This window comes from Phycisphaerae bacterium, from assembly GCA_035384605.1.
Lineage (GTDB): Bacteria > Planctomycetota > Phycisphaerae > UBA1845 > PWPN01 > JAUCQB01.
Window position 1 is genome coordinate 1 of record DAOOIV010000135.1, and the last position, 12,896, is coordinate 12,896.

9 protein-coding genes are annotated in these 12,896 nt (G+C 61.8%); 3 read left to right on the forward strand and 6 right to left on the reverse strand.

Annotated features, from left to right (window positions below; all coding sequences use genetic code 11):
- Positions 1–425 precede the first annotated feature (425 nt).
- From PLL20_19475 to PLL20_19500, 6 genes are all read right to left on the reverse strand, one after another.
- Positions 426–2,402: an ABC transporter ATP-binding protein gene (locus tag PLL20_19475; protein ID HPD32180.1), complete on the reverse strand. Its 1,977-nt coding sequence runs from the start codon at positions 2,400–2,402 to the stop codon at positions 426–428.
- Positions 2,386–4,317, reverse strand: a complete 1,932-nt coding sequence (locus tag PLL20_19480) for an ABC transporter ATP-binding protein (GenBank protein HPD32181.1) — start codon at positions 4,315–4,317, stop codon at positions 2,386–2,388. The genes PLL20_19475 and PLL20_19480 overlap by 17 nt, the downstream gene beginning before the upstream one ends.
- A 426-nt stretch (positions 4,318–4,743) precedes the next feature.
- Positions 4,744–6,189, reverse strand: coding sequence for a hypothetical protein (locus PLL20_19485; protein HPD32182.1), 1,446 nt, complete (start codon positions 6,187–6,189; stop codon positions 4,744–4,746).
- A gap of 627 nt (positions 6,190–6,816) precedes the next feature.
- A complete protein-coding gene (trpB, locus tag PLL20_19490) occupies positions 6,817–8,034 on the reverse strand; it encodes a tryptophan synthase subunit beta (GenBank protein HPD32183.1) in 1,218 nt (405 codons plus the stop codon).
- A gap of 163 nt (positions 8,035–8,197) precedes the next feature.
- Positions 8,198–8,938 carry an N-acyl homoserine lactonase family protein gene (locus PLL20_19495; protein HPD32184.1) on the reverse strand — a complete coding sequence of 247 codons (741 nt, stop codon included), beginning with the start codon at positions 8,936–8,938 and terminating at the stop codon, positions 8,198–8,200.
- 74 nt (positions 8,939–9,012) lie between these two features.
- Positions 9,013–10,098 carry a peptidylprolyl isomerase gene (locus tag PLL20_19500; protein ID HPD32185.1) on the reverse strand — a complete coding sequence of 362 codons (1,086 nt, stop codon included), beginning with the start codon at positions 10,096–10,098 and terminating at the stop codon, positions 9,013–9,015.
- A 209-nt stretch (positions 10,099–10,307) separates the two neighbouring features.
- On the opposite strand from PLL20_19500, the gene ispG reads away from it, so the two are divergent.
- From ispG to PLL20_19515, 3 genes are all read left to right on the forward strand, one after another.
- Entirely contained in the window at positions 10,308–11,429 is a 1,122-nt protein-coding gene (gene ispG / locus PLL20_19505) for a flavodoxin-dependent (E)-4-hydroxy-3-methylbut-2-enyl-diphosphate synthase (protein HPD32186.1), read from the forward strand.
- A 135-nt stretch (positions 11,430–11,564) separates the two neighbouring features.
- Positions 11,565–11,981 (forward strand): hypothetical protein, encoded by a 417-nt coding sequence (locus PLL20_19510; protein ID HPD32187.1) that lies wholly within the window; start codon positions 11,565–11,567, stop codon positions 11,979–11,981.
- Positions 11,982–12,043: 62 nt separating this feature from the next.
- On the forward strand, positions 12,044–12,896 hold an 853-nt coding region (locus tag PLL20_19515), incomplete at its 3' end, for an AAA family ATPase (GenBank protein HPD32188.1).

Below are 12,896 nucleotides of genomic sequence, written 5' to 3' on the forward strand. Positions count from 1 at the left end.
GCACTCGGCAGGTCGGCGCCCTGCTTCGTCGGGGCGACTTGGCGGGGCTCTGACCCGCTGGTCCCAGATTCCCATCTGGGACCCTTCTGCCGACGATTCCGATCGTTATTCCTTCCTGAATGCGGAAAGGATTCCGCAGGGGATGCGGCCCGGAAAGGATTCCGGGCCGAGCGGATTCATTTGGAGGCGCATGCCCACGCAAAGCCGTGGGCATGGCACCCGGCGCAAGAGCAGGGGGATGAATCCCGGCGCAAGAGCACGGGGATGAATCCCGGCGCAAGAGCAGGGGGATGAATCCCGGCGCAAGAGCAGGGGGATGAATCCCGGTGCAAGAGCACGGGGATGAATCCCGGTGCAAGAGCACGGGGATGAACCCCGGTGCAAGACCACGGGGATGAACCCCGTGGCTCGTCAAGGGGGTTGCTTTATTTCGCTTCCGTGTGCATCAGGAATTGCTCGTAGAGTCTGGCGTATTTGCCGTCCTGTTCGAGGAGGGTCCAGTGGGTGCCGCGTTCGATGATGCGGCCGTTGTCGATGACCAGGATGCAGTCGGCGCGCTGGATGGTGCTGAGTCTGTGGGCGACGACGAAGGTGGTTCGGTTTTCGAGGAGCTTTTCCAGCGAGCGCTGGATGATTTGCTCGGTGGCGGTGTCGACGGAGCTGGTTGCCTCGTCGAGCATGAAGATTCGGGGGTCGGCCAGGAATGCCCGCGTGAAGCAGATGAGCTGTCTTTGCCCGAGCGAGACATTGGCGCCGCGTTCGCCGACCTGGGTGCTGAACCCGTCCTGCATGCTGATGATTGCGTCATACGTACCCAAGGCCTTGGCGGCATGGATGACCTGCTGTTCGGTGGTGTCGGGGCGTGCGTAGCGGATGTTTTCCATGACGGTGCCGGTGAACAGGTAATTGGTTTGCAGCACCAGGCCCATCTGGCGGTGGAGCGAATCGCCGGTGACGTAGCGGATGTCGTGGCCGTCGACGAGGACGCGGCCCTTTTGCGGCTGATAGAAGCGGGCGATGAGCGAGATGATGCTGCTCTTACCGCTGCCGGTGGCGCCGACGAGGGCGATCATCTGGCCCGGCTGAGCCTCGAAATCGACGTCGTGGAGCACGGGGCGGTTCGGGTCGTAGCCGAAGGTGACGTGTTCGAAGCGGACATGCCCGACGATTGGGGGGAGCGGTTTAGCGTGGGGGACGTCGGCGACTTCGGGTTTAAGGTCGAGCAGGGCCATGATGCGCTCGCCGCCAGCCATTGCGGCCATAAGCTGGTTGTAGAAGTTGCCGAAGTTCAGGGTGGGGCCCATGAACCGGTCCCAATAGAGAAAGGCGGTAACCACGGAGCCGACGCCGAGGGTTCGGTCGATCCGGCCGGCGGCCACGAGGTATCCGCCGTACAGCAGAATGATGGCCCGCCCGCAGAAGCCCACGAAGCCCAGGAGGGGCAGATAGACGCCGTTGACCCTGGCGGCCCGCAGGTTGTTCTCGGTGTTGTTGTACTGGAGGATGTTAAAGACGCCGAGGTTCCACGACTGGCGGTCGAACGCGGTGACCACACGGACGCCGGTGATGTTCTCGGCGAGGTTGGTCGCGACCCTGGTGTAGCCTTCGCGCACCCGCTGGTGCATGATCGCGGCCTTACGCCGGTATGCCCGGTTGAGGACGAACAAGACGGGGCTGAGCCAGGCGACTGCCAGGAAGAGCCGCCACTGGGTTGCCAGCAGCATTCCGGCCGCGAAGCAGATCATCAGGGTATTCTGGACGACGGTGTGGATACCCCAGACGTTAACTTCCCGGAGGCTGTTGACGTCGCTGGTGCAACGGCTGATGATCCGGCCGAATTTGGTTTTGTCGTAGAAGCTCATCGAGAGGCGCTGGAGGTGGGCGAACAAGGCGCGGCGTATGTCGAACTGCACGCGTTCACCGGCGTCGGTCATGATCAGGATGATCCATCGCTCCAGCAGCAGGGTGGCGGCCAGAAGACACGCCCAAAGCCCGACGATGGCGGCGACCCTGATCATGGCCTGTTGTTGTGAAGGTGCCGGGTAGATCTGTCCGCTGACGTAGTTGGTGGTGTAGTTGACGATCCAGCCGACGAATCGCGGCGACTGGAGGTCGAGGAGGATCATGACCATGCCGACGAAGACGCCGAGGGCGTAGCGGTACCTGTAGGGCCAGAGGAACTGCATCAGGCGTCGGATGAGCTTCAGGTCGATGGGGCGATAGCTTTGCTCTCCGTCTTCGGTGACCAGCTCGGTCTGGCGTGTACCTGGTCGGAGGAGGGTTCGCAGGATGAGGCTCATCCGCCTGGCCGCCCGGGAGGCGACATGGCGTGCATTGCGGCCGGGCGGCCGGGTTGCGGCGTCGGCGGTCGCGTGGGGGGTGCGGTCAGGTCGCGGGTTCACCGGCGTGCTCCTGGTCGGGGGTCGGCTGTGGTGCGACCTTTGCCTTTTTCTCAAAGAACTCCTGCATTCGTTTCATGTGTGAAGGCGCCTCCGCGTCGTCGGCGCGCAGATCGCCGTACATCTGGCCGTTGACGATCTGGCGATAGTGTCCTTCCTGCGCGAGCAGTTCGTCGTGGGTGCCGATCTGGACGACGCGTCCGTTCTCGATAACCACGACGAGATCGGCCGTCCTGATGGTGCTGATGCGGTGAGCGATCACGAATATCGTCCGGTCGCGCATCATCAGCCGGATAGCCCTGTGAATGTCGTTTTCGGTCTCCGGATCGACGGAGGCGGTAGCATCGTCGAGGACGAGGATCCGGGGCTCGGCCAGGAGGGCCCGTGCGATGGCCAATCTCTGCCGTTGGCCGCCGGAGAGGGTAGTTCCCCGCTCGCCGAGCATGGTGCCGTAGCCTTTGGGCAGATCCTCGACGAACTCGTGGGCCTGGGCCAGCCGGGCGGCCACTTCGGCGTGCGCGCCGGTCAATTCGGGACGTCCGTAGGCGATGTTCGCCTCAACGGTATCGCTGAACAGGTAGGTTTCCTGAAAGACGTAAGCGACCTGTTGTCGAAGGCTTTCGAGGGTGGCGTCGCGGACATCGATTCCGTCGACCAGGACGCGGCCCTGCTGCGGGTCATAGAAACGGGCGATGAGACTGACCAGGGTGGACTTACCCGAGCCGGTGGGGCCGACGATGGCGATGACGCTTCCGCCCGGCACGTCGAAGGTCACGTCGTGGAGGACGGGTGATCTGGGATCGTAGCCGAATGTCACGTGTTCGAAGCGAACCGAGCCGGGTCCGGGTGGCAACGGCCGGGCGTCGGGTTTCTCGGTGACGGAAGACCTGGCGCTGAGAATCTCGAACAGCCTGCGTCCGGAAACGACGGCGTTTTGATACTGGTCGTTGATGACCGAGACCTGTTGCAGTCGGACAAGTATTGCGTGCATGGCCGCGCCGAGCATGAGGATATCGCCCGCACTGAGTCGTCCCAGAATGATCAGGATGCCCGCGGCGAGGAAGAGCGAGAGGTGCGAGGCGGTCGCGATGCTGCGCATGACCGGGAGGAAGTCAGCAAACAGGCGGATTCGATGCATGACCTTGTGGAAGAAGTCATCGCAGTTGGCGGCGTACTTGGCGATCTCGTGGGGCTCGGTGGCGAACGCCTTGACCACGTGGACGCCGGCGATGTTCTCGGTCAGGATGGAGATGTTCCGGTCGCCGGACTCCATGGCCGCCTTGAGAGCGGGCTGAGCCCTGCGGCTGAACCGCATGATGTACACGGTCCAGACCGGCAGGGGGGCCAAAGCCAGGGCCGCGACCCAGGGCGAGCGCGACAACAAGAGGATGATGTAGCCGCCAACGATCAGAACGATCTCGAGCGTGAGCAAGACAGCCGAATTGATGAACGAGCGGACGTTCTGGAGGTCGCTGAGGGAGCGGTTGATCAGCTCGCCGGTGGAGATGGCGTCATGGAAGCCGAAGCCGGCTCTCTGGAGCTTGTCGTAAACGGCCTCCCGAATGTAGAAGACCATGTGCATACTGAGTCTGGCATTGGTCGTCTCTCGCAGGAAGCCAAGCACGCCGACCGTGGCGGTGAAGGCTGCCAGTGCCAACACGACGTGCCGAAGCCCGGCGGCCTCAGCATAGTTGCCGCTGAGCCATTCCCACGGATCCACGAGGCGTGTTTCGCTGAGATGGATGGTTTTGATCTGGTCGATGGCCAGGGCGGTGACGCGGACGGCGGCGATCTCGGCTCCGGTCCACAAGGCCAAGAACAGGCAGGCCAGTGCGACGATTCCTTTGACGGGCCGGAGGAATCCGAACATCCACTTGAGCAATTGTCGGTTGGTTAGTTCTTGGGTGTCGTTGTCCACTGGAAGCCATCGGGTCAGCGGGCCAGGCCGACGGCCGTGTCCACAGTCACGCGCGTTGGTCGAAGCACTCCGCGGCCGCCCTGAGTTTGGCGGGGGTGCAGTTTACCACATCCGTCGCGGGGATTCCATGGTCTCGCATCGGCAGGTCCTGCGGTAAGTCGTTTTTTGGCAAGGGCTTGTATTTTGCACAAGGGCCGTTGTCAGGGGCAAGCCGCTCGCTGCGCAGCGGGATCTTTCCCGGCGGCGGTTCCAGGAGTTGCCGAGGACCGGGGCTCTTGTATCAGGAGCCCGTTTTGGGGGGCGAAGAGCCGGGGTGCGAGATTGGAACCTTACGGCCAGACATCTGCGCGGCTTGCGCGCATGTTTCTGGATCACAGAGCGCTTGGGTTGCGGCCCGCAAAAAGGCGGTCCGCCTTGGGAGGCCGCTTATGCGTTTGGCAATTCTTCGGCCTCGTTGACCAAGCGGATGCCGGTGAAACGGCAGAACCGCCGGAGATCCTTTGTCAGGTTGCCGTAGACGGTGGAGCGGTGCAGGCCGTCGGACCAGTTTTCCCAGAGCTTTTCCGCGTCACCGTCGACTTTCACCGTGATCTTGGTGCGGCAACCGCGTTCGTCGTCAGGTGCGTCGGTCACGTCGCCAGTGAAGTACAACATCAGGTCGGTGCCGATCAGGCGGGCCTGGGTGACCTTGCCTTTGCGCATGAAGACCTGCGGGACACAACCCTCCTGCCGTTCCATGATGGTGCGGAGGCGGTAGGGTGCCGCCTCGCCTTTTGGGCCGTCCATTTTAATCGAGCCGAGGCAGTGGGCCAGGATGATCGAATTGGTCGAGGTGTCCAAGGTGGGGTCGCTGATGAAAGCAGGTTTGCCGCAGAGGCCCTGAAGGATGATGTGGGTCACAGCCGCAGCCATGTCGGACTCGCAGATGCCGCCGAGGCCCATGTTGTTGAGCCGCACGAATCCCACGCATGGAAACGCGGGAAGCTGGTGGTACATGCTGCCGTAGCAATCGGCGGTAATGACGGTGGCCTTCTCCTCGTTCAAGAGTTTCTCGAACGTCAGGGCCAGGCGGCAGGAGCGAACGATTTCTTCCTTGGACGGCTCGACGACCTTTTGGGCCTGTTTCATCCACCGCTCGGCCTCGGCCTGGGCGTCGGCCTCGGGGATTGATTCATAGGTTTTGAGGACGCGGTCGCGGTCGATGATCACGGTCTCGGTGCCGAACTTCTTCTTGATCGAGTCGTTATAGGCGGCCTGGTCCTTACGAGCGGTGATGTTGAGGATTCTCGCCTCGCGCAGGTGGTGGATGGCCCGGAACGGCCGCACGGCGGCGGCGAGTTCATTCATGTCGGCCGTGAGCATGCACTCGAGCAAGGCGCCCTCGGGTTGTCGGCGCAAGGCACCGAAGCCCGTCCATTCGTGGCCGGAGTAGGGGAGGGCGAACAAGACGGTCGGTTTCTTGGCGGCCAGTATCTGTTTGAGGCTGTCGGTCGTTCCCATACTCATGTGGATGACGAGGACGCCGTCAACACCCTGGAGCCGATCGCCGAGCTTATTGACGTCGGCGGCGGATTCGATGATCTCATCGACGGCGAAATCAATGTCGGCGAAATCGTCTTTCATCCGGTCGAACTCGGCCTCATAGCGTTTTCGCTCGGCGTTGACGTCAAGCTTGGGCGTCGGCCAGAGCTTGTTGGTGCCGACCAGATAGAGCCGGGCGATCTTGACTTTCGTTCCGCGGCAACCCGGGCTGACCAGAACGGGGGTGCCGGCGGCGGTCTGCGCGGACGCGAATTGTGACAGACCGAAGCAGATGGCTCCTGTGGCGACGGAGGCCTGCAAGAATTCCCGACGACCGAGTTCATGTGCCATGATGGACTCCTCCTGTTGAATCGATTTGAGTCATACAGACATGGTCAGCCTATCAGATCGGGGCTTGCCTTTCCAGCGATTGCAGATTTCAGATTGCACATTTCAAATCCGAGGAACTCGATCGACAAAGGGCGTAGATCGCCGGGCGCATCCCTGCAAAACGCCCCGATGAAGGAGTGTGGTGCGAGTTCGCAGGCACGAATCAGCGTGCCCCGGAGGGGCATAGGTATGTAGTCAGGGGCGCAAGCCCCTGGTCTTCGATGCCACACAGACCGTCAAGCCCCCAGCGGGGCGACGGATTCATGTCGGCGGATCAGGGTTTCAGTTCCCGACGTGCCGTTCTTCATTCGCCTCCAATGATTCCGCCCTCGTGGTCGTAGAGACGCTCACGGAGGTCGGGGGTGATCCGGGGCAGCCGGCGCTTCTTGCGGAAGAACAAGGTGGTAATGCAGACAGGTGAGGGTTTGTCTCATGACCGTGTCTTCTTTCCGTCGCCCCTTCGGGGCTGGATGGATACCGGGTGCATTTGTACCAGCGGCTTGCGCCCCTGGGTACATACTTCTTCGGGGCATGAAACCCGCCGGCTCGTTTTACGGACCGCTGATTGCTGAAAGGTAACCGCTTCTTCTATCCAATCTGCTTGCCCAGCAGGCGGGCCACCTCGACGCAATCCTTGTCCCCGCGGCCGGAGAGGTTGATCACGATGCTGAAATCGCGGGGGAAGCTCTTGGCGATGTTGATCACGTGGGCGACGGCGTGGGCGCTCTCCAGTGCGGGGATCATGCCTTCGGTTTCGCTCAGCATGGTAAAGGCGTCCAAGGCTTCCTGGTCAGTGACGGCGACATAGTCGGCGCGGCCGGCGTCTTTCCATTGCGAGTGGACCGGTCCAACGCCGGGGTAGTCAAGCCCGGCCGAGACCGAGTGTACGGGCAGCGTCTGGCCGTCTTCATCCTGAAGGACATAGGTGTACATGCCATGGAGCACACCGGGTGAACCTTTGCAGAGGGTGGCGGAATGCCGGTCGGTATTGAGTCCTTCGCCGCCGGCCTCGACGCCGACGAGTCGCACGGACTTATCTTCGATGAAGGGATAGAAGATTCCGGCCGCGTTGCTCCCGCCGCCGACGCAGGCGACGATCATATCGGGCAGCTTGCCTTCGCGTTCGAGGAACTGCTGCCGTGTTTCGCGTCCGACAATGGCCTGGAAGTCGCGAACGATCATTGGGAACGGGTGGGGGCCCATCACGCTGCCGATGATGTAGTGCGTGTTCTGGACGCTGCTCATCCAATCGCGCATGGCCTCGTTGATCGCGTCCTTGAGGGTCTTCTGGCCGCTGTTGACCGAGACGACATGGGTGCCGAGCAGTTCCATACGGAACACATTGAGTTTCTGGCGGCGGACGTCTTCGGCGCCCATGTAGACGACGCACTCCAGGCCGAAGACAGCGGCGGCTGTGGCGGTGGCTACGCCGTGCATGCCGGCGCCGGTCTCGGCGATGACGCGTTTCTTGCCCATGCGTACGGCCAGAAGGGCCTGGCCGAGGGTGTTGTTGATCTTGTGCGAGCCGGTGTGGTTCAGGTCCTCGCGCTTGAAGTAGATTCGTGCGCCGCCGAGGCGGTCGGTCAAGCGGCGGGCGAAGTAGAGTGGGCTGGGCCGGCCGACATAGTGCTTGAGATAGCCCTCCAACTCGGCCCAGAAGGCGGGGTCCTTGCGGGCCCGATCGTATTCTTCCTCAAGTTGGTGAATCGCGCCCATGAGCGTTTCGGGGACATATTGTCCGCCGTAGGGGCCGAACCGGCCGTGGGCGTCGGGAACATCGGTCAGATTCGACTGCGTCGTCGTCATTTGGGCTCCGATCCGAGGGTTCAAAACCATCTGGCAAGATTATAACCGGGGGGCGGGAAATGACGAATGTCGAAATCCGGATGACGAAGGCCGAAGTGGAGGCAGAGTGGCTCCCGGCTTGATTCCGCCTTCCGCCTTCATCCTTTCCCCTGAACCCTGAACCCTATGGTTTCGGCATCGGAAACTCTTTTTCCAGCCGGGCATCATGCTGCGGGATGATGACGTCCGCTTCACGGCGGAACCGGGCCATGGCCTGAAAGACCTCGGCCAGGTTGCAGAAGAAGCCGATGGGCCAGTCTTCCTCGATGTGCTTGTAGAAGAAGCAGATGTCGCTGGTGAGGCAGGTTCGCGGGCCGAGCTTAGTGGGCAGGATGACGGATTGCTGGCCGGGGGTGTGGCCGCCGACGAGGATGAGCTTCAGACCGGGCAGGATCTCGGCGTCGCCGTCGATGATTTCCAGCCGCCTGCTCAGGTCGCCGGTCAGTCGGTCGATCATGCCGGGCGCGTAGGCGGCCGTGAACCACGGGTGGGGCGGGTAGAGGGCCGTCTCGTATTCTCTCTTCTGCAAGTACAAGCGGGCATTGGGGAACAGGTCCACCGAGTTGGACAGGTGGTCGAAATGCAGGTGGCTGACGATGACGTGTTCGATGGAGCGCGGGTCCACGCGGATTTGTTTGAGCCGTTCGGCCGGGGTCCAGCCGGGTTGCTGGATCATCGTGGGCATGAAGCCCTTGCTGTCGGCCCGATCGAAGCCCGTGTCGAGCAGGATCCGCGTGCCTGCTCCTTCAATGTACCAGAAATAGAAGTAGGTGGAGTACGTCTTGTCGAAGTCGCGAACAAAGAACATCTTCGGGCCCTGTTCGGTGTGACACTCGCCGACCTTGAGGGGAAGTAGCGTGTACATGCCCGACTCCCGTGTGAGTTGTCGGTTCTCAGGTTTCAGTTCTCAGTTTTCTGTCACTGACCACTGATGACTGATCACGGACCACTTCTCCCCGTTCGGTGCCTCTCTCGATACTGCCGGGCGAGCTCTTCGTTGCGAACGTCGACGGTGGCGGCCTGAAAGAGCTCTGCTTCGAGGTCCTGTTCCCGCTGCTGGATCAGCCTGTCGATCAACTTGCGGCGCAGGGCGGCGCGGTCGGCATTTTCGAAGCCGACGTCGCTGGCCGGGAATCGCCGCTCAAGCCGGATAATGTGGTAGACATTGCCGTCTCGGATCGCCTCGGACACCTCGCCGGGCTTGAGTTTGAAGGCCGCTTCCCGCAACAGGGGGGTGACGCCGGGGTCATTGCGGGTGAACGGGCGCGCCAAGCCGCCTTGAGCGGCGGTGACCGGGTTTTCGCTCATCTGCCTGGCGATCAGCTCGAAGTCCTTGTTCGCCGCGAGCAGGGCTCTCACTCGCGTTGCGGCGGCGAGGGATCCCACCTGGATGTGCCTGACCTGGACCTTCTCGCCGTAGTCCTGGTCGTATTCGTTTCGGAGCATGTCTTCGGAGATGGTGGTTTTGGCGACCTCGGCCTCAGCGATTTTTCGCAGGTATGCTTTTTGCTCCATGCGAGTGTCCCACTCGCGGCGGGAGATGTTTTTGGCTGCGAGGAACTCGTCGAGCAGTCGTTGGGCTTCGCGGGCATCGAGCACTCGGGCATCCGGTTCGACGATCGGAGTAGCGAGGCGTTTCAAAGATTCCTCGTGCATGGCCCTGACGTCGGCCGGTGTGACCTCCAGGCCGAGGGAGGAGGCCTTCTGCCTGGCAACGGTCAGCAAGATCATCTGCTCAAGTTGGGCGAGGCCGTGGCTTTCGATCAGTCGGTTTACGAGCGCTGACCGCGAGAGGGGCTCTCCGTTGACCACTGCGATCGGCTCGGCGGTGTCGGGCAACTGGTCGGCGGGTTGGCTTTCAAGGTCCGGCAGGGGCTCCAATTTCGGCGGTGCCGGCAGGGGGGGAGGGGGGGATTCCCAGACGTTGGCAATCGGCGTAGCGACGACCGGCTTGGGTTTGGGCGCACACCCAACCATCGCAGGCAGAAACACGGCGAATGTGCTGATCCAGACGGGGCGAATCATCACGGTCCTTTCGGAGCGCATGTGAACACAAACGGCAGCTTGGATTGGCAGGTCTTTGCGGCCTCCGGCAGCATCGACCATGCCCCACTTGGAGGGGAAGCTATCGGTTGGCGGTCTGCCGGTCAAGACGGGCGGCCCGACCTTTTTGACGGTGTTGGCCAGTGGTTCTAGAATCGGCCGTTGGTCAGCCGGAGCATTGTGAGGCAGGAATGAGCAGCGATCCGATTCCATCCCGTGCGCGCCGCATGACGCGACAGGTCCGCGTGGGCAAGGTTCCACTCGGCGGGGGGGCTCCGGTCGTCCTTCAGTCGATGACCAGTACGCTGACTCATGATATCGACGCGACAGTCATGCAGATCAATCGCTTGGCGGAGGCCGGCTGCGATGTGGTACGGGTGGCCGTTCCGACGAAAGAAGACACGGCCGCGTTGCCGGCGATCATCCGCCAGTCGCCGGTTCCGATCGTGGCAGATGTGCATTTTCATTATGAGCGGGCATTGGAGGCGATTGAGGCGGGGGCGGCAAAGATCCGGCTTAATCCAGGGAACATCAAGGACCGCAAGCAGGTCAACGAGGTGATTCGGGCCAGCAAGCAGGCGGGCATTCCTATTCGCGTGGGGGTGAACGAGGGCAGCATCGTCGAGCGTCAGGACAAGGCGGTCCGGCAGTTGGAGAAACAGGAACTTGCCCGTGATTATCACGGGAATCTCGTCCAACTGATGGTCCGCAAGTTGGAGGATTACCTGCGCATCTTCGAGGAGAACGGGTTCGAGAACGTTGTTTTGGCGGCCAAGAGCCCCGATCCCACGATTGTGATCGACGCTTATCGCGAGATCAGCCGGCGGTTTGATTTTCCGCTGCACCTGGGTGTGACGCACGCCGGGCCGCCGGAGACCGGGAGGATCCGGTCCGTGGCGGCGCTGGCGACACTGCTGGCCGAGGGGATCGGCGACACCATACGCATTTCGTATGCCGCCGACCCCATCCACGAGGTCGAAGACGGCAAGGAATTGCTCTGCTGCCTGGGCCTGCGTCGGCGGACGGGTCCGGAACTGATTGCCTGCCCGACGTGTGGGCGGGTCGAGGTCGATTTGTTGGCGCTGGTCAGAGAGGTTCGCGAGCGACTGGCGTCGATCAAGGCGCCGATCAGGGTCGCGGTCATGGGCTGCATCGTCAACGGCCCAGGCGAGGCCGAGGGGGCGGATGTTGCCCTGCTGGCCGGCAAGGGTAAGGCGGTCATCTGTGTCCGAGGCGAACCGGTGCGGACGGTCCCCGAGTCCGAGATGCTCGACGCACTGTATGAGGCAGTCATGAGTCTCGACGCCCCGTAAGCGCGACTCAACACAGCGGGCCCAACTGGGAGCCCGTTTGTCGCCCATTGTCCTGGGCCGCCGGGACGAAGTTCGGACGCCGTGGCCATAGCCGTCTGTGGCTGATCGCAGTAGCTTGCGGTATGATGACCAACCATGACAGAAGATTACGTATCAGCCGCCGCGCGTCACCTCAGGGACGCAGACACACTGCTTGTGGCAAAGGCTTGGGACAACGCGGCCTACTTGGCTGGTTATATTGGGGAATGTGGCGTCAAGGCGGTCATACAACACGCCGGGTTGTCATTGCGACGGATACATCTTAATGAGGTTAAGCCCGAGCATCTTCTGCTGGCGGCAGACCTGAGTTTTGCTGCCAGACGCTACCCGATCGATCTTGACCGGGAGGCTGCCGAACTGTGGCGGCGATGGTCTGTGGCTCTGAGATACGCTCGAACAGGTGAGGTCGATGAACCAGCCTGTCGGACTCTGCTCGATCGGGCGAAACTCGTGTTTCGAAAAACGGTTGTCCAAATGGTCTTGGATGGAGTGTTGCAGACGGTGCCCAAATGATTCATTTCGAGGACGTTCTCCCGACGGCCTTCAAAACGATCAAGAACCACCGGTCCCACGGCTTGATCGAGGAGGTATTGGTTCTCCGGGATTTGCGGGGTCGGGTCAGGCTGTTCCTGAAAGCCCGGGAAAACAGCGCGGATGAACTTGCCAGTTCTATTGCCGATTTGGCGACCAGCCTGGAGACCTCCCTTGCTCCGTTCTGGGGCGGAGTGCTCGACGTCGACCGGCCGAAGAGCGAGTTTTACGCCATTCTTGAGCAGGTACGCTCCGACCGACAGCCTATTGAGCCGCAATCTGAGTTTCCCTGCTGGTGGATCGTGGAGCGTTGCGCGGCGAAGTCAGCATGGATGAGCCGCGAGCACAAGCCACCTTGGCCCTTGAACGCTCACACCCCTGCCATAATGGCATTCTACTCGCACAAGGGTGGCGTTGGCAGGACTACTTGCCTGTGCGCTGCCGCCGTTAATCTTGCGAGAGGCGCGAAGAAGGTGGCGGTCGTTGATCTTGATCTTGAGGCCCCCGGGCTAGGCACCTTGTTGGCAGACAATCCAGTTGAACATGGGGTAGCCGATTATCTCTTGGAACACCTCGTAGCTGGATCGTCATTCGATCCAGATATCAAGGACTATGTCGTAAAGCAGTCGGACAAGGATCTGATCGGCACTGCGGGAGAGCCGATCGTCTGCGTTCCTGTTGGACGTGTCGACGATCACTACGTGGAGAAGCTGTCTCGCATCGACTACGAATTGGTTGCGAGCATGACGAATCCAGGGCAGAGCCCCTTAGCCGACCTCTTGCTTCAGCTCAAGCAGGAATTCGATCCCGAGTATGTCTTCTTGGACTGCCGTGCAGGTCTCCATGATCTCGGTGGTCTTGCGGGTCAGCGCCTTGCCCGAGCGCAGGTAGAAGGGC

Bases quoted from the DNA above. Each gene is read 5' to 3' on its own strand.
- PLL20_19485 (HPD32182.1), bottom strand. From the start codon at position 6,189: ATGGCACATGAACTCGGTCGTCGGGAATTCTTGCAGGCCTCCGTCGCC.
- trpB (HPD32183.1), bottom strand. From the start codon at position 8,034: ATGACGACGACGCAGTCGAATCTGACCGATGTTCCCGACGCCCACGGC.
- PLL20_19495 (HPD32184.1), bottom strand. From the start codon at position 8,938: ATGTACACGCTACTTCCCCTCAAGGTCGGCGAGTGTCACACCGAACAG.
- PLL20_19500 (HPD32185.1), bottom strand. From the start codon at position 10,098: ATGATTCGCCCCGTCTGGATCAGCACATTCGCCGTGTTTCTGCCTGCG.
- ispG (HPD32186.1), top strand. From the start codon at position 10,308: ATGAGCAGCGATCCGATTCCATCCCGTGCGCGCCGCATGACGCGACAG.
- PLL20_19510 (HPD32187.1), top strand. From the start codon at position 11,565: ATGACAGAAGATTACGTATCAGCCGCCGCGCGTCACCTCAGGGACGCA.